The sequence below is a fragment of the Psychrobacter sp. Ps2 genome, from assembly GCF_022129405.1.
In the GTDB taxonomy this organism is placed as follows: domain Bacteria; phylum Pseudomonadota; class Gammaproteobacteria; order Pseudomonadales; family Moraxellaceae; genus Psychrobacter.
Window position 1 is genome coordinate 28,517 of the sequence record NZ_JADQAM010000042.1, and the last position, 19,504, is coordinate 48,020.

Here is a 19,504-nt window from a genome sequence, read left to right on the forward strand (position 1 = left end):
TCAATTACGCTATAATCATCGGCGGATAATATGGCGCAACAATTTCTTATAACAATATTACAAAAAGTTTGAGTCTTATACTCATTTAATTTTAACTCATTCCATGCAAATATCGAAAATTGAGATTATAGGCACGAATCTAAATAGTAAAAAATAATCATTCTTCTTTATATTTAAAGTCAAAATATTACCAAGCTCATAGTTTCTATCGTATTTACTAATGAAGTACTTGTTAGACACTATCATAAATATCTATTAAGTTTAATAAAGGTAAGGAAAGCCAATATGTCGCAACGTTATGCACCCGGTATTCGTGTAGAAATTCGTGATGCTGAGTGGCGAATTAAACGTACTGATCACACTTCTGATGGTGGCTATCTTCTGACCTGTGAAGGGCTGTCTGAGTTAGTTCGAGGTCGTGAAGCGGCATTTTTAACTAAGATTGAACCTAATATTCGTATTCTGGCACCGGAAGAGACAGATCTGGTGGATGATATCAGTAGTGGCTATCGCGCAAGTCGTCTGTATTTAGATACTTTAATCAGACAAGCGCCACCAGTTGATGAAAAAATATATCTAGGTCAAAAAGCAGCATTAGATGTGATGCCGTTCCAGTTTCAGCCGTCACGCCAGGCCTTGCAACAACCTCGGCAGCGTATTTTAATCGCGGATAGTGTGGGTCTTGGTAAAACACTTGAAGCGGGCATCTTGGTCAGTGAGCTGATAGCGCGTGGTAAAGGGAAGCGCATCTTGGTATTGGCCGTAAAGTCTATGTTGACTCAGTTTCAACAAGAGTTTTGGAATCGATTTAGCATTGGCCTGACCCGCCTTGACTCACAAGGGTTACAACGAGTCCGTAACCGAATTCCCACTAATCACAATCCCTTTCACTATTTTGACCGCTCGATTATCTCTATTGATACCATTAAGCAAGATATTGATTATCGTCATTATCTAGAGCAGGCATACTGGGACATTATCATTATTGATGAGGCGCATAACGTAGCCGAGCGAAGCAGTCACTCACAGCGGGCTCGCTTAGCCAAGCTATTGGCCACACGCTCTGATACGCTCATCATGCTCTCTGCGACACCGCATGATGGTAAGCCAGAAAGCTTTGCAAGCTTGATGAACATGCTGGATCCTACAGCAATTGCTAATCCCTCTGATTACGCAAAAGAAGATTTTCGTGATAAAGGTTTGGTCATCCGCCGCTTTAAAGAAGATATTCGTGAGCAACTTAGCAGCAATTTCCCTGATCGTGACATTGCTACGCGTATGTCGACAGCAAGTGTGCCAGAAGAGTATACCTATGACACTTTATTAGAGACAGAGTTTAAGACTCTCAAGAGTACTGGTGCTGGGCAGCTGTTCCGAACCACATTAAGTAAAGCGCTATTCTCAAGTCCGGCTGCGCTGCTAAGTATGATTGCTAACCGCTCACAGCGTCTTAAATCAAGGTTAGAAAAAGAGACAGCTGCCGATAAGAGAGAAGATATTCAAAGTGACTTAAACCAACTGCATACGTTGCTAAAAGCAGCAGAGAGTATTGATGCTAAAAGCTTTAGTAAGTATCAAAAGTTGGTAGAGCTGCTAAAAATGGATACCGAAGAGGGGCGAGGTTTTGATTGGGATCCGAAAGACGCGTCAGACCGTTTGGTTATCTTTACCGAGAGTATCCCAACGCTTGAGTTTTTAGAGACGCATCTGCCGAAGGATTTGAAACTCAAAAAAGACCAAGTGCTCATCTTACGTGGTGACATGAGCGATAAAGAATTGGCGCAAACGGTAGATGCATTTAACCAAAAGAATCATCCTGCTAGATTGCTGCTGTGTTCTGATGTGGCCTCAGAGGGTATTAACCTGCATCACTTGAGTCATCGCATGGTGCACTTTGATATTCCTTGGTCATTAATGGTATTCCAGCAGCGTAACGGTCGTATTGATCGCTATGGTCAAACGCAGCAACCTCTGATTCGTTATTTACTGACCGATAGCAGTAACCAAAAGATTAAGGGCGATAATCGCATCCTAGAAGTGCTTATCGAAAAAGATGCTCAGGCTGGCAAGAACATTGGTGACCCCAGTGAATTTAACAAAGAAGAGGGCGAGGCGATTACCGCGGAGCTGATAGAGCGTGATAATAACATCGATGATTTGGATGATCTGCTAGGAGACTTTTTTAGTGGTACAGATGACGGTGATAGCGAGCCTGTAGATATTGTTGAGGCATTCACCCCAACCAACGAGAGCTTGGCAGTTGATGAGATGCTGGGTATCCGCCCACAGATATTCGATAACGATATGGACTATGCTACGGCCGCAGTTAATTGGCTACAAGAAGATGCGAGTGTTGCGCTACAAGTTAGTATTGATGGCGATATGCTGCGTTTAACTGCGCCTAGTGATCTCAAGCAGCGCCGCCGCTTTTTACCAAAAGAGGTGTGGCCGCAAGACGATCGCTTTGTATTAACTAGCGACAGTCAAAAAATCAGTGATGAGCTCAAGCGTTGCCGAGAAGAAGACACCCCTTGGCCTAATATTCACTATCTGTGGCCCCTTCATCCTGTTGTGCAGTGGCTATATGATCGCTCGCTCAATGCGTTTGGTCGTCATACGGCTCCTGTCATCCGTATTCCGCAGCAGCTGGAGCAAGATGAGCATTGGTATGTGCTACATGGCGGTTTTCCCAATCGCCGCGGGCAGGTACATCTACAAAGCTGGTGTGCCGTGCATATCAAAGACAATCAAGTTACTGACAGCTGCGATTTGGAAGAGTTCTTACAGCGGATAAACCTAAATAAGCTGGTTAACCCAGGTCGCAGTAGTGATACCAGTGCGTTATCTAAGCTGTTACCTATAGCTATAAACCACGCCAAGCAACAGCTGGAGCAAGAGCGCATACAGTATGAGCAGACCAGTAATGCTGTACTAGACGAACAAATAGATGCGCTAAATACACTAAAGAGCAAGCACATTAGCCAGTTGGAGCTTGACCTAGAAGGCTTGAGCGGTAGCAAGCAAGATACAAAACGTTATAGCCGAGAAAGTGAAATTAATCGTATTTTTGATGATTACTTTGAATGGTTAGAAAATACGCAGCTCATTGAAAAACAACCTTACATACAAGTCGCCGCTGTCTTTACCGGCATGCCCCATCAGGATACAGGAGCCGTGCTATGAACTTAACCGGAATCAGTAACGAAAACGAATTTTATAGCCAGCACTATATGGCAGAGATATTTGCCGGCGATAGTGATGTAAAAGGGCTTCAGGACAGCTGGTTGCAGCAAGAGACCACGGCTCGCGAAGTGGCATTGACTGAGCAAGATAAAAAGAACGCTTGGCGCACCCCATGGAGTCAAATGAGCCGAAATGCTCGCGAGACACTGCTGCTACTTGATGAGTATGGCCATAAGCAAACTGCTGCAGACAGACTGACATTGGGCCGTGAGGTGTTACGCAGTTTGCTGTCTACCTTTGAGCTGCCTTATGCGCCGCGTGCACAGTATATTGAACATACTGACAGCTATGTGCCGCTACTGGGCGAGATAAAAAACAGCCAAGGCGAGCCACTGTTATGGATCTTAGAGGCTCAGGCATTAAGCGGTGACTATGATGCTGATAGTGACCCTCTGGCGCTACCTATCCATACCGCACAGCTAAAAGGCTTGGAGGGTTATCCGTCATTTGAGCAGCAATCAGAGCAAGCATCAGAAGACAATTGGCAAAAGCTGCTCTCTAGCACCGTATTTAGTCAAACCCTGCCGCCACGCTGGGTCATTCTCGCCAGCCCATATCAGTGGCTGTTAATTGACCGTAGTAAATATGCCCAAAACCGCTTAATCCGCTTTGACTGGAAAGAGATATTCAGCCGCCGTGAGATAGATACCCTAAAAGCGGCCAGTGTACTGCTGCACAAAGAGGCTCTGCTAGATGCTAAGGGTCAAACGTTACTAGATACGCTCGATGAAAACGCGCACAAACACGCTTATGGTGTATCAGAGGACTTAAAATACGCCCTACGTGAATGTATTGAGCTATTGGGTAACGAAGCCTCACAGCAGCTGATTGCCCGAGCCAGTCAGTACAAAAAAGGTATTTTTAGTGGTGAAAACAAACTAGACCCTGATGACTTATCACGCCAATGCTTGCGTTATATGTATCGCTTGCTGTTCTTGTTTTATATCGAGGCGCGTCCTGAGCTTGGCTATGCGCCAACTGGTAGTGAGGTATATCTAAAAGGCTATTCATTAGAGCACTTGCGCGAGCTTGAACTGATGCCGCTAACCAATGAGCAAGATATTCAAGGTCGATACTTTAACGATTCTCTGAATATTCTGTTTGCACTGGTATCAGAGGGTACGCCTTATCAGCATGGTGATATATTTGGCGCAGCGCAGCAGACAGGCCGTGATGCCTTTACCATGACCGCGCTCAAGTCACACTTATTCGATCCCAAAAAGACAGCGTTACTTAGTAAGGTTGTCTTCCCGAACCATTTATTACAGCGTGTGATTCAGCTGATGTCGTTGAGCCGTCCGGCCAAAAGCAAGCGTCGCCGTGGCCGTATCTCATACGCACAGCTGGGTATTAACCAATTGGGGGCGGTGTATGAGGCATTGTTGAGTTATCGCGGCTTCTTCGCTAACGAAGACTTGTATGAGGTAAAAAAGGCAGGCGATAAGTACAATATCCTAGATACTGGCTATTTTGTGAATGCTGAGGCATTAGAGCAATATAAAGACGATGAGAAGGTTTATGAGAAAGAGGCCGCTGATCAATACGGCAATACACAGCTGAAAAAATACGCTAAGGGTACATTTATCTACCGTATGGCAGGCCGTGACCGTGAGAAGTCTGCGTCTTACTACACCCCAGAGGTGTTGACCAAAAGCTTAGTGAAATATGCGCTAAAAGAGCTGTACGCCCAACAGTTTGAACCTCTGGCCAATGACCGTGAACGGGCTGAAAAGCTATTGCAGTTTACGGTGTGTGAGCCGGCGATGGGTAGCGCAGCGTTCTTAAACGAGGCAATTAACCAGCTGGCTGAGAAGTATCTAGAGCTGATGCAAAGCGCAAACGATGAGCGTATTGCCCAGCAGGACTATGTCAAAGAGCTCCAAAAAGTCAAAATGTATCTGGCAGACAACAACGTCTACGGGATTGACTTAAACCCAGTAGCAGTTGAGCTGGCAGAGGTGTCTTTATGGCTAAACGCCCTATCTGCAGACCGCTTCGTGCCTTGGTTTGGGATGCAGCTGTATAACGGTAACTCATTGATTGGGGCGCGCCGTGAGGTGTATAAGCTGACTCAGACCGGTGCCAAAAAGAACGACTCCAAGCAGTGGCTACAAAACGCGCCAGAAGCGGTGGCTATGAATAAGCCACGTGCAAAAGATGAGATATGGCACTTCTTACTGCCTGCAGAGGGCATGGCCAATTATAAAGATAGGGAAGTAAAGAGCTTATATCCTAAGCAGTTTGACACCATCAAAGAATGGCGCAAAGACTTCTTAAAGCCGCTCGATGGTGACGAGCAGCGCCGTCTAATGGCACTCAGTGAGAAGGTCGAGGAGCTATGGCAACTGCATACCAAAGAGCAGCGCAATATCCGTAAAAAGACCACCGACCCTTACGATATCTACGGCATGCCCAGTACAGGCCGTACTCAGACCTCTCTGGATTATAAAGATCAGGTATTGACTCAAGAGCTGTATGCCGAAGGTCTAAGCAACAGCAGCGCCTTTGGTCGTCTCAAGCTGGCGATGGACTATTGGTGTGCGTTATGGTTTTGGCCGATTGAGCAAGCCGAAGAGCTGCCAAGTCGTGATGAGTGGCTGTTTGAACTTGAGAGCTTACTGCTAGGTGATACCATCGGGGTGCAGACAGGCAATCAGCAGGACCTATTTGCAGAAACGCAGAACTTAGAGGAAGGTAAGCGCTTCGTCAGTAAATATGGCGTGGTCGATACCAAGCTACTTAAGCAAGCCTTCCCACGTTTGGCACTGGTTGAAGAGCTTGCTGATAAGCATAAGTTCTTCCACTGGACGCTACAGTTCGCTGATGTGTTTGCACAAAATGATGGCTTTGACTTGATGTTGGGTAATCCGCCGTGGTTGAAAGTTGAATGGAAGTCAGGCTCGGTGTTAGGTGACTTTGAGCCGCTATTTATTTTGCGTAAGTTCTCAGCAACAAAAATGGCTAAATTGCGTGATGAGAGGTTTGAACAAAATCCAGCTATTATAAGCACTTGGCTATCTGAGTACGAGCAAAGTGAAGGCACTCAGCTTTTTTTAAATGATGTGTGTAACTATCCGTTATTACAGGGCGTACAAACTAATTTGTACAAGTGTTTCTTACCGCAAGCGTGGAATAATACTAGCGAGCTAGGTGTTAGTGGATTTCTGCATCCGGAAGGGATTTACGATGACCCTAAAGGTAGGGAGTTAAGAAAGGCTGTATATCCAAGATTAAGAGCTCATTTTCAATTTGAAAATGAGCTCATTCTGTTTCCTATTGGTGGCACAAGACGCTTCGGAATAAATATATTTTCTATAGAACGTGATATAAATTTCATAAGTATTTCAAATATCTTTCATCCAAAGACTATAAATGATTCCTTTTTACCTGCTCATGGTGTTGTGTCGGGTATTAAAGATGAGTTTATCGATCCCAAAGGTGTAATGAAAAGTGAGTGGAGTGTTAAGGGTCACCCTGATAGGATTATTCAAATAACAGATAAAGAGCTAGCTCTATTTGCTCAGCTTTATGATGAGGAGGGCACTGAGTATTTGGCTGCTCGTTTACCTGCTTTGCATGCAAAGCAACTACTAGCTGTCTTAGAGAGGTTAGCTGCACAGCCCAAGCGATTAGGAGACTTAGAAGGTGAATACACCTCAACCGTTATGTTTGATGAGACATATGCACAACGTGATGGCATTATTCGCCGCGAGACAAGTTTTCCGGCCGATGCCAGCCAGTGGGTATTATCTGGGCCACATTTCTATGTTGGTAATCCTTTCTATAAAACCCCACGTGAATTATGCACAGAAAAAGGTCATTACGACGGTATCGACCTACTCACCATCCCCGATGACTATTTACCACGCACTAACTATGTGCCAGCTTGCAGCCTAGACCAATACCTCGCCCGCACACCCAAAGTCAGCTGGATAGAAAAGGGAGAAACAGAACCAAAAAGAGTGACGGAGTATTATCGTTTGTTTGCACGCAGCATGCTTTCGCAAGCAGGAGAAAGAACGCTAATACCAACGCTTATGCCTAAAGAAGTAACGCATATTGATCCAGTAGGAAGTTGGACTTTTAAGTCAACATCTAGGCTGCTAACTTCATTCGCTTCTTGTACGTCATTAGTATTTGATTTTTGGGTCAAAACAACTGGGAATCCACGCTTTCGCGATAATTTAGCTAAATTCTTACCTATGGTTAATACGGATGAACAGTTAAATCCTAGGGCGTTAGGTTTAAGTACGGTAACGAACCATTACGCCGACCTTTGGCAAGCCTGCTGGAACCCAGCCTTCAATCAACAACGCTGGAGCATCGCCGCCGACAGCGACCACCCCGGTGCTAAAGTGCTACCCCAAGACTTTTTCCAACAACTCACCTGCAACTGGCAACGCAACAGTGCCCTACGTACAGATTACGCCCGCCGGCAAGCCCTAGTAGAAATCGACGTCCTCGTTGCCCAAGCCCTCGGTCTCACTCTCGATGAACTCCTGACCATCTATCGCGTCCAGTTCCCTGTCATGCGTCAGTACGAAGCCGACACTTGGTATGACCAAAACGGCCGAATTGTCTTTACGCCAAGTAAAGGCTTAGTGGGCGTAGGCCTACCGCGTAATGCCCGTAAGTCAGATCTAAATGACAGCATTAGCTACGCCATTACTCAATATGCCGATACTGAAGATGAGAGCGGTAATAAACCAGTCATACGTGAGGAGAGCGGCATTGCCTTAGGCTGGAATGACATTCAAGACCTAAAAGCAGGCGATACCGTGAGCAAGACCTATATGGATGACACCCAACCTGGCGGCCCAGTAGAGCGCACCATTGTGTACGAAGCGCCCTTCTTTAAGCCTGATCGTGAAGAAGACTATGCGATTGCATGGACGTTTTTTGAAAATAACAATAACGAATAAATAGGGTTACTAAATAGGAGAGTGTTATGTTTAATGGTGATTTTAAAAAAGAAGAAATAGCAAAACTTGAGAGCGCTCATGAGAAGTATGAAGCCAGAGCTGAAAAGGTTGCTAAACAGTCAATTGAACTGATGACACTGCGACAAGAGAGTTCAGAGACGTTGGTTACTGAGGTCGAAAAATATATCAACAGCTTGGCCAACTCACCAAAAATGCTTGATAAAAGCTTTGCTGAGTACAAGGCTGAGTTTTCAAGCTTTAGTCAAATCATTGATGACTTGCGTGAAGATGCCATTGATGCAGGTATTAAGTCTGGTATCAGTGCTGGTGCTAGCGTGGCGGCAGGTGTTGGTGTTGCCGCATTTGCACCGACTGCTGCAATGGGTGTGGCGACCACCTTTGGCGTGGCCTCCACAGGCACAGCAATTTCAGCACTATCAGGCGCTGCGGCGACCAATGCCGCGCTCGCTTGGCTTGGTGGTGGGGCGTTGGCTGCAGGTGGAGCAGGTATGGCTGCCGGTCAGACACTGCTTGCATTAGCAGGGCCAGTGGGCTGGGCAATTGGTGGTATCTCACTACTTGGAACCGGCGTGTTCTCAGCCCGTAAAAATAAGAAAATTGGCGAAGAGGCCATGGCGAAGCGCAAAGAGATTATGACATTAGATAAGTCATTAAAGGCTGCCCTAGTTGAGATTAAAGAGCTATTAGGGTTGACCAAAACTCATGTTAATGGCACCAAAGAGCTACTAGATCAGCTCAAAGCCATTCCTACTCAAGACTACTCAAAGTTCAGTGCCGAGCAAAAGCAGAAGCTGGGTGCGCTTGTGAATCACATCAACTCGCTATCAGCACTATTGAACAAAAAGGTAGATGCATAACATGTCAGCGACTTACGCCAAGGACCAGACCATTGGTGCTTTTGTGCATAATATTAATGCACAAAGGCAGGCTGATGAGTTTGCTAGCCTACTACAGCAAGATTTTCACTTCGCAAAAGCGATCAATGAAGTGGATAAAGTTAGACAGTTCGTTGGTAGTCCTGAAAGCATTTTAGGTAGTGACCGTACTAAGCATGGAGAGATCGCTGAGCAAGTAGAAGTCGGCATAAGAAATGCGCGCTCTTATCTGCAAGGAGGTGAGCAAATGGCGACATTTGAAGGTGTCGGTCGCCTCGCTCCTGAAGACTATCTGCTCAACGGTATTGAAGTACAGTCTAAGTTTTACAACGGTATCAACAATACCTTGGGTAAGGGTGTCGTTGGCCACTTAGATAAATACCCTGACTTTACGAGTAATGATGGGTTTTACCATATACCCAAAGACCAATATGATGTTATCAACAAAATCTTAAAAGGCGAGAATGTTGAAAATCTAAATGCGAAGACTATTTCAGCAATTAAAAACAATGTTGCTGAAATAGAGAAACGTACTGGTCAAGATTTTTATGAGGTAGTCAAACCTGGGGTGTCTGAATACGCCGAAATACAACAAGGCACTGTGCATGGGACGCTTGACTCTCATCAACAAGATCTCGATCAACAAAATCAGCAAATGAAAGAAGACATTATACGGGATCATCGACCTAGTCTTGCAGAAGGGATTAAAGCAACTAGTATTGCTGCAGCTGTTGGAGGGGGCTTATCTTTAGGTATAGGACTGTATAAACATCATAAAGAGGGTAAAAACGTCTTTAAAGGTGATTTGTCGGCCGAAGACTGGAAAGAGTTGGGATTGGATACTGCTAAGGGTGCAGCAATAGGTGGTGTGACAGGTGCCTCTGTTTATGCGCTGACCAATTACGCTAGCTTATCTGCACCTTTTGCCGCGGCCGTTGTAAGCGCCTCTAAAGGTGTTGCGTCATTATATAATGACTACCATAAGGGTGAGATAACCTTAGATGACTTTACCTCAATGGGGCTTATGATTTGTGCTGAAAGCTCTATTGTTGGGTTGGCCACAGCTGCTGGACAGATGCTCATCCCTGTCCCCGTATTAGGTGCTGTGATTGGTTCCTTGGCTGGTCAAATGATGGTGAACTTAATGGGTGTGGACTCTGGAGAGACGGTAGCTGCTTTAAACAAAAAGATGGGTGCGTTTACTGTAGATTTGGATGCTAAGTATCAGTATGTGGTAGAACAAATCCTGACAGAGTATGGAAAGCTGGGCGATTTAACCGTGGCTGCTTTTGATTTTGATTTGAACGTGAGCTTGTTAACTCGAAGTATTGAGCTAGCACGGGCTTATGGCATTGAAGAAGATAAAATTTTAAAAGACATTGATGATGTTGATGATTATTTCTTGAGCTAACTGCTAACCCTTGCTTATTGGTCAGTTTCTTGCTTAGTTTGTGTAGACCCACTTATGTGATACTAGATATCGGACTTGGTATCTAAAAAGGACCTTGTATGCTGCCGTCGTTAATTGCCCGAGAAATAAAAACTGAGTTGGAGAACTTCTTATCGAGTAGTTTTCCGATGACCACTGCCGGCTTCCAAGGGCAGGGGGAGCAGGGATTGATGGAGCATTTCTTACGAGATCCCAATCGTCCAAATAACCTGTTAAAAGGCCCCTGGCTTGAGGTGAAGCTGCCGTTTCGAACAGCCAGCCACTCAGCTGAGTCGCCATTAACTGAGGTCAAGCTTGGCTTTGCCCCTTATATGCACCAGCAGCGCGCTTTTGAGCGTTTAGCTACCTTGCAGCCGCAGTCGACACTGGTGGCAACCGGTACTGGATCTGGTAAGACAGAGTGCTTTTTATACCCCATTTTAGATTATTGTTTGCAAGAACGCCGCAAGGGTATCAAGGCTATCATCATCTATCCTATGAACGCATTGGCCACCGACCAGGCGCGCCGTTTTGCCAAAGAAGTATCGAGTCTGACTCCAAAGCTTACAGTTGGCCTGTTTACTGGTGACGGTGGCTCTGACTCTAGAGTGATGAGTCCTGATCAAGTCATTACCAATCAAGATACCTTGCGTGATAATCCGCCAGACATCTTATTGACCAACTATAAAATGTTGGACTTCTTATTAATGCGTCCTAAGGACCAAAGGCTGTGGAAGCATAACCTCAAGACTCAGGATTTGCTGCGCTACCTCGTAGTGGATGAGCTACATACCTTTGATGGGGCACAAGGGACAGACCTTGCCTGCCTGATTAGACGACTGCGTGACAAGCTGCATCTACAAGATAACTTGGCCTGTGTAGGTACTTCAGCGACTATTGGTGGGGAGAGTGCACGTAAGCAGCTAGCTGAATATGCCAGTGAGGTTTTTGCTACTGGCTTTGGCTTAGACAGTATCATCCTTGAAGACAGGATTACGGTTGAGGAGTATGTTGAGCAATTTCGCGAAAACTCCTTACTAAATGCAGAGCAAAAACCAGAGCTTATAGTCGATTGGCCAAAAGCACTTGAAAAAGAGCTGCTTCCAGGCGCACTGACACAAGGAGTTTATTTACGCCGCCAAGCCAATTTATGGTTTGGTGCTGATCTTGCTCTAGATGTTGATGACCATGATTCCCATGAGTACAAAGCGGCCTGTGTTGCTTTGGGTGAGTATTTGCATCAGCACACGGCCTTTTTGAGCCTATTACGGGCATCAAACCAGATAGTAGACTTGCGTCAACTGGCTGAGCAGTGGCAACAAGACTTTAATCTAAGCAGCACCGATTATGCGCTGGCTTTATTAGACAGCTTAACGGCATTGGTTTCTACAGCACGTATCTGGGCGGATGATTCACAGCAGAAAGTCCGTCCATTTTTACAAGTAAGGGTGCAGTTATGGTTGCGTGAGTTAAGGCGTATGTTGGTCAGTGTTAGCCCTGAGCCAAGACTGGTACACTCAGATGACTTGATTGACTCTACATCACCACTGCATTTACCTATCTTACATTGCCGTGAATGTCATGCTGCCGCTTGGGGTGCTATGTTGCCTCAGGGAGAGCATGCGATTAACCCAGAATTACAACGCTTTTATGCGGGTTGGTTCTCCCAATCACCAGACTCAGTTCTACTTTATCCCATTGTTGATAATGAAGAAACTCTAGATCAACAGCAAGCTCGCGAAGTGTTCAAATTATGCACCGAATGCTGCGAGCTGAATACGGTGCAACATAATCAATGCCAAAACTGTGAGCAGCCTTTGCTCAAAGTATGGGTGCCTTATCTAGTCAAGCAAGTTGAGCGAGCTGGTCAAACCAAAAATATCCGTACCGATGACTGCCCGCGTTGTTCTGCAAATGGCAGCTTGATGATCTTGGGTTCACGAGCAGCAAGTTTGGCCAGTGTGGCTATCAGTCAAATCTATGGCTCTCACTGCAATGATGATCATAAATTAATTGCCTTCTCTGATTCGGTACAGGATGCAGCGCATCGTGCTGGTTTCTTTGGTGCACGCACTTATATGCAGACGGTTCGTCAGGCACTGGCTCGTGTGGCTCGTAATGAAGGTGACAACATGGCGTTGTCACGGTTTATTGATGAGGTGCCAAAATACTGGCAACGAGAGTTCAATAATGATGCAGGCTTTATTGGTACCTTTATAGCCCCCAATATGCAGTGGCTGTCTGGTTATCAGGATTTAATAGAGTCTAAAGGTGCAGTCGTTAGTAAGTCTTTACTTGAATTGGTTGCTCAGAGGCTTCGCTGGGAGGCGCTAACTGAGTTTGGGCTGCGCTCAAGAATAGGACGTACATTAGAGCGCTCCTCGGTGGCTGTGATTCAGCCTGATCCAGATGCGTTAGAAGATTGTATAAATCAGATATTGCGTCACTGGCAGGAGGAGCTAGAGCAGTTTCGTTATTTAACGGTAGAGCAAGTTCGAACTTTCTTATTGGGTTTTTTCAATCGATTGCGTCAACAAGGTGCCTTTTATGATCCAATCTTAGACAGTTATGTAAGAGAGGGTGGCACAACCACCTATCTGTTGTCTCGTATTTCTTGGTTACCAGGCTTTGGGTTCTCATCAAGACCGCCTGCAGCACTAACCTTTACACATGTTAATAACAACTTCCAAAACCTAGTAGGTCAAGGCTCTCAGTGGTATCAAGATTGGTTCAATAAGACGATAGCTTTCGACAATATATTAGCCTCTGCTGAGTATGAACAAGCGGCACGTATTTTAATCAATACGCTTAATCATCATGACTGGTTGATAGAGAAAGATACTACCAAAGGAGAGAGCGCTTGGTTATTAAACACGGAATATTGGCAAGTAGTCACCTCGGTTGCAACGATTTCTTGTAATCGCTGTGGTAGCCGTCAGACCATCTCACTACAGCATCAAGCTAACTGGAATGGTATGCCTTGTTTGCAAAGTGACTGTAAAGGGTCTTATGTGCCTGTAAATAGCGGTCAGATAGGGCAGTTGGCTTATCGTACTTCGCCTAAGCGTTTGGTGACCAGTGAGCATACAGGACTACTAGAAGGTAAAGATCGTTTGGCCATTGAGCAATCCTTTATTTATGGAGAAAATGCTTGGGACGTTAACCTGCTATCGGCCACACCTACCTTAGAGATGGGTATTGATATTGGAGATCTATCTGCTGTATTACTATGTTCTGTGCCCCCTGCGCAAGCCAACTATTTACAGCGCATTGGTCGAGCTGGTCGTAGTAATGGCAATGCGTTAGCACTCACCATCGCTAATGGTAGTAATCATGATAACTATTTTTATGAAGACCCATTAGAGATGATTCAAGGGGATGTTGCTACCCCTGGTATCTTCTTAAATGCAATGGCGGTCTTGGAACGTCAACTCATTGCCTATTGTTTTGATCGGTGGGTCGCAACTGGAGTCAGTGAAGATGCTATTGCGCCAACGATGGGTGCAGTTTTGAACAGTTTGCAAGGTAAAGGAAAAACCACAGGCAATGGCTTAACAGTCCAAAGATTCCCTAACAATCTGCTTAGTTTTATCGATGAGCATCAAGAGCAGCTTTATAGTAGATTTATTCAGTTATTTAAAGAGCTGGACGAAGAGGGGCAAGCGCACTTAAAGGATTTCATTGGCTTGCAATACTCAGGTGATGGGCAGGGAAGAAAAGCGCTATCTGGAGAACAAGCAGAGCATACGCCGCTAAGCTGGCGTATCGTTAATAGGCTGAAAGAGTTATTAGACAGCCGTGAGAGCCATAAAAAGCGCGCTGCAGATCTGAAGAAGAATTTTGAAGTGCTTTCAAAGCAGCCGGCAGACGATGCACGAGATCAGACGCTTGGGGACTTAAAACGAGAACGAGATGCATTGCTATCATTAATGGGTAGTATTAATAAACAGCCAACGCTCAGTTTCTTTACAGATGAAGGGTTGCTACCGAACTATGCGTTCCCTGAAGAGGGTGTTACCTTAAACTCAGTCATTGTGCGTAAAGTCGACCAAAAAGACAGGACTGGCTCTGATAAGTCTTCTGAGAAAAATAGTTATGAGCAAGTCTCTTTAAAGTTCCAGCGCTCAGCACAAGCTGCGCTCAATGAGTTGGTTCCTGAAAATGTCTTCTATGTATCTGAACATAAGATTAGTATTGAGCAGATTGATCTGCGGTTGTCTGAGCCTAGCGAATGGCGGATGTGTCCTAGTTGCCACTACACTGAAGATATAACTTTATCAGGAGATAAGCACAGCGCGTGTCCGCGTTGTGGTGATCCTTACTGGGCAGATATCCAGCAAAAACACACTCTACTTAAATTGCGTCAAGTATATGCACGCGCCAACTCCCGCTATGACCGTATAAGCGATGACAGTGATCAGCGAGAACCTAAGTTCTTCCAGCGTCAGCTATTGATTGATATCGACCCTATGAACTGTCGCAATGCTATGCGTATTGATAACCCTGAGCTGCCGTTTGGTTTTGAATACGTCAGCACAGCTACCTTTAGGGAAGTGAACTTTGGCGAGCAGTTTGGAGAATTTAATAGCTTCTCTGTCGCTGGCAAGAGTAGTTCACGTAAAGGTTTTCAGATATGTAAGTATTGCGGCATGGTTCATCGTAAAAAGCTTAAGAAAGGGCAATTTGCTCATGCCTTGGATTGTAAGCTGGCACGCCCTGGTGCTACTGAGTCTGACGACGACTGGTTTGATAGCCTTTATTTATATCGTGAGCTTAAGTCAGAAGCCATCCGCATTTTATTACCTTTAGCTGATGTGGCTGAGTCAGAGCAGGCAAGGTTGTCTTTCATTGCTGCTATTAATTTAGGGTTAAAAGAATACTTCCATGGTGCGGTTCAGCATCTTGAAGTCACTGACATGCGAGAATCGAGTTTATCTGGTAGCAAGCAGTACTTGGTGATTTATGATCGTATTCCTGGTGGTACGGGGTATTTAAAGCAATTAATGGTCTCTCCCACAGCGTTATTTACAATGTTGGAAAAAGCGCTGAACCACCTAAGTACTTGTAAGTGTGTGAATGATGAGAATAAAGATGGCTGTTATAGCTGTATTTTGGCTTATCGCAATAGTCATCATAGACAGGATATCTCACGACAGGCTGCGGTCAAGTTACTGACACAAATTCTGCATAACAAAGATAAGTTAGTACCTATTGATGCTTTAAATGAGGTGCCGACCAATCATATCTTAGAGAGTGCTTTGGAAGAAAGGTTTGTTCAGGCGCTGGGCAAGCAGTTTAAAGTGATAAAAGAGCGTATCAATAATAAGCCTGGCTATCTTATTGATACTGGATCAAGTATGTGGCAACTAGAGCCACAGGTTGAGTTTGGTAAAGATGATGGGGTATTAGAAACCCGTGCAGACTTCGTGTTGCGTCCGCTCAAAGAGGCGGAACGTACTAAAGATAACGAGTTGATTATTTATACCGATGGTTATGAATATCACAGAGATATTGTGACAGACGACTTGCGGAAAAGACTCAGCTTATTACGTTCTGGTCGAAAAGTCTGGGTGCTTACTTGGGATGATTTGGACATTGAAAGTACGACCAAAACAGTCAGCCAGCCACATCTATTATTAGATTGTACAAAGGAGTCTAGCCCAGGTTGTCGATTATGGAACACGATTGCTCCGAGACACTCATGGAGAAACTTAAAAGAAATCCGTGGTCTATTAGAGCAAGGGAATTTTGAATGGCTGAAAGCATGGCTCACAAATTCGAAACAAACATGGCAAGAGCTGACCGAGTCTGCATTATGCTTGTCTTTCCTACAGCTAGTACCACGTCGACCACAGTTGGATGAGTTTGTTGCGAATCAGATAGCAAGTAATACCAATTGGTATGAGGCGGTTGTCGACAGCTTACCGAGTGATCCTAGTAATTGGGGCGTTGTTGCAGATAGAGATAACCATTCGAATGCTTGGCATCTGCTCAGTTATATTGAAAAAGATCATATAGAGTCATTAAAGACCGACCAGCCAATGTTACACATTTTTATGAGTATCAATGATGCTGTATTTAATAGTCAGCACGCTAAAGAAGTAAAAGAAACGTGGCGACGAATTTGGCAGGCTTATAACGTCTTACAGTTTGCGCCAAGATTTCATCCAGTCACAGAGTCAGGTCTGCAAGCTGGCTTATTTACAGATTTACTGGAAATGGGTACGGAGCATCAAGAATCTATTGGAAGTACTACCGAAAACTATGATGTAAATAGAAATGCTTTAGATAAAGAGTGGGTTGATGTTCGTGAGCTCAGCGAATTAACGAATGATGAGATTGCGTCTTTACAAAACCTTATAACAGTAGCGCCTGAAGTGGGAATTGACTTAACGAACGAAGAGGGTGCCACAATAGGTACCGCTGAATTAGCATGGTTTGATCGTAATACTGCTGTATTTATTGAACCAGTTAATGAATTGCCACAGTTAAAAGGTTGGTTACTTATTTCATTAGAGTCTGAAAACTGGTTAGAGCAGTTAGAAACGGCGCTAGGCGCTAATTAAGGAGTAGAGTATGGCTAAGGTACAGCCCAAAGTAGCGTTAGGGGACGGCTTTCTTCAGGCTTTTGCGAGCATTCCTCGTAAAAAGCAAAAAGCAGTAATGAACTTTGTCAGTAAGTTTCGTGCTGATCCTCGAGCATCAGGTATTAATTATGAAGTGATACGAAATGCTCGAGATCCCAACTTTCGGTCCGTACGTATTGATAGAGACTATCGCGGTATTGTACTTAGCCCAGAGCAGGGAAATGTTTATATCTTACTATGGGTAGATAATCATGACGATGCTTATACCTGGGCGGTGCGCCATCGTTGTCAGATTCATCCAAAAACAGGATCTCTACAATTATTTGAGGTGGAGCATGAATTAGAGAGTGTTGAGGAAGATCCACAATCCCCTGTTGTAGAAGCTAATGCCCTACAAAACCAGGCTGGGAAGATGAGTGCACCTGTTGACTCAGCACCATTGTTTGATTTAGAAGACGATGTGTTATTAAGTATAGGTGTCCCCCAGGAACGCCTAGCACTAGTACATTCTTTGACTAGCGAAGTAGAGCTAGAGAGAGTAGAGCGCCGATTGCCTATTGAAGCATTTGAGGCACTATATCTATTAGCAGCAGGTACCCCCTTAGAAGAGATTGTTCAAGAGTACTCAGTCTTGAAGTCCAAAGATCCTGTAGACACAGAGGATTTTGAGAGAGCGTTAGATAACCCAGCGACACAGCGTCGATTTCATGTTCCTGAAGATGAGCAAGAGCTAGGTCGTATGCTTAATGCACCTTTAGAGCGCTGGAGAGTGTTCTTACACCCTTCACAGCGTCAAGTGGTAGAGCGAGACTGGAATGGTCCAGTACGAGTTCTAGGGGGTGCTGGTACAGGTAAAACGGTTGTTGCTATGCACCGTGCACGCTGGTTAATTTCTCAGCCAGATTGGCCAAGAGACGCTCGTCTGCTGTTTACCACATTTACGAGTAATTTAGCTTTAGATATTGCAGATAATTTACGCAAGATATGTACGCCTGAGCAAGCCCAGCGCATTGAGGTAGTTAATCTTGATGCATGGGTCAGTCAGTTTGTTAAGCGTAATGGTTATCAATCTACCATTATTTACCCTGGTGGCAGAGATAGACAATATGAAAACTGCTGGAACAAGGCAATGGCTTTAGTTCCTGGCGAGCTTGACTACCCTGATAGTTTTTATAAAGAAGAATGGCAGCGGGTTATTTTGTCTCAGCAAGTCCGTAGTCGTCGAGAGTATTTTAATGCTAGTCGCATTGGTCGAGGTGTTGCGCTAAATAGGCGACAGCGAGCAGATATTTGGCCTGTTTTTGAGGAGATGCGAGAGCAGCTGGCGAGAGGTGGGTTTGTAACTGTAGAAGATGCAATGCACCATGCCTTAGATTTAATGCAAAGTGGTGGTGATAAACGTAGTTATCGTGCTGTCGTCGTAGATGAAGGACAGGACTTTACAGCTGAATCATTAAAACTGTTACGCGCACTGGTTCCAGAGAAAAAGAATGATATGTTCATCGTTGGGGATGCGCATCAACGTATCTATCAACGCAAAACAAGCTTTAGTCAGTGTGGTATTAATATCATAGGGCGTGGTCGTAAGTTGAAAATCAACTATCGTACTACAGAACTCATTCGTCGTTATGCGACTGCTTTATTAGAAAATGTAGATATTGACGATCTAGATGGTGGTATCGATAGTACAAATGACTACCGCTCATTGGTATTAGGCCAAGAGCCTGTTGTTCAAAATTTTACAGATATTGATAGTGAGATACAGTGGTTAGTACAGCAAATTGAACAGTTAAAAAATGAAGACGTTTCTCTTTCAGAGATATGTTGTGTTGCACGTACGAATCAATTATGCAAATCGTATGCAAGTATTTTGCAAAGTCACGGAGTGCCTACCCATACACTTTCTCGCCAAAAGTCAGACGATCGATCCAAAGAAGGGGTACGTCTAGCTACCATGCATCGTATTAAAGGGTTGGAGTTTAGATGCGTCATGATGGTGGGTATCAATAAGGGGGTAGTGCCATTAAGCATTGCAATAAATGCATCGGAAGATGTAGTAGAGCAGCGTCTATCAGATGTTAATGAAAGGGCTTTATTTCATGTTGCAGCAACTCGTGCCGTTCGATATTTATATATTTCTAGCCATGGTACGCCGAGTGAGTATTTAGGTAGTTGAACTCTAAGATAGGTAGTCTTAGGGTTAATTAGCCAGTTATATAGAAGGTTATACGAGTTTGTCAGACAAGGATATTAGTATGTACAACCCCAATATTAATCGAGTCACCTGATTAGTCTTAAGAATAATAGATTTTCGATAAGCTATAACAAACGACGATTAGTAATAACTTTATATAGTCACCTGACCATAAAAGTGTTATAAAATAAATCGACTAAACGATTATTAGTATAAATGACCATGACTTACTC

Annotated in this window: 6 protein-coding genes; all 6 read left to right on the top strand. The window is 44.5% G+C overall.

What is annotated here, in order from left to right:
- Window positions 1–285: 285 nt before the first annotated feature.
- The 6 genes from I3254_RS04430 (at window position 286) to I3254_RS04455 (ending at window position 19,253) form a co-directional block, all read left to right on the top strand.
- Complete coding sequence (locus I3254_RS04430) at window positions 286–3,183, top strand: DEAD/DEAH box helicase (RefSeq protein ID WP_238051614.1); 2,898 nt, start codon at window positions 286–288, stop codon at window positions 3,181–3,183.
- Window positions 3,180–8,165, top strand: a complete 4,986-nt coding sequence (locus I3254_RS04435; protein ID WP_238051617.1) for a hypothetical protein — start codon at window positions 3,180–3,182, stop codon at window positions 8,163–8,165. Before I3254_RS04430 ends, I3254_RS04435 begins: the two co-directional genes overlap by 4 nt.
- A gap of 26 nt (window positions 8,166–8,191) precedes the next feature.
- On the top strand, window positions 8,192–9,043 hold the full coding sequence (locus tag I3254_RS04440; protein WP_238051620.1) for a hypothetical protein: 852 nt from the start codon (window positions 8,192–8,194) through the stop codon (window positions 9,041–9,043).
- A 1-nt stretch (window position 9,044) separates the two neighbouring features.
- On the top strand, window positions 9,045–10,472 hold the full coding sequence (locus tag I3254_RS04445; RefSeq protein ID WP_238051622.1) for a DUF3482 domain-containing protein: 1,428 nt from the start codon (window positions 9,045–9,047) through the stop codon (window positions 10,470–10,472).
- 98 nt (window positions 10,473–10,570) lie between these two features.
- Complete coding sequence (locus I3254_RS04450; protein ID WP_238051624.1) at window positions 10,571–17,056, top strand: DEAD/DEAH box helicase; 6,486 nt, start codon at window positions 10,571–10,573, stop codon at window positions 17,054–17,056.
- A 10-nt stretch (window positions 17,057–17,066) separates the two neighbouring features.
- Window positions 17,067–19,253 carry a 3'-5' exonuclease gene (locus I3254_RS04455; RefSeq protein ID WP_238051626.1) on the top strand — a complete coding sequence of 729 codons (2,187 nt, stop codon included), beginning with the start codon at window positions 17,067–17,069 and terminating at the stop codon, window positions 19,251–19,253.
- The last annotated feature ends 251 nt before the right edge of the window (window positions 19,254–19,504 follow it).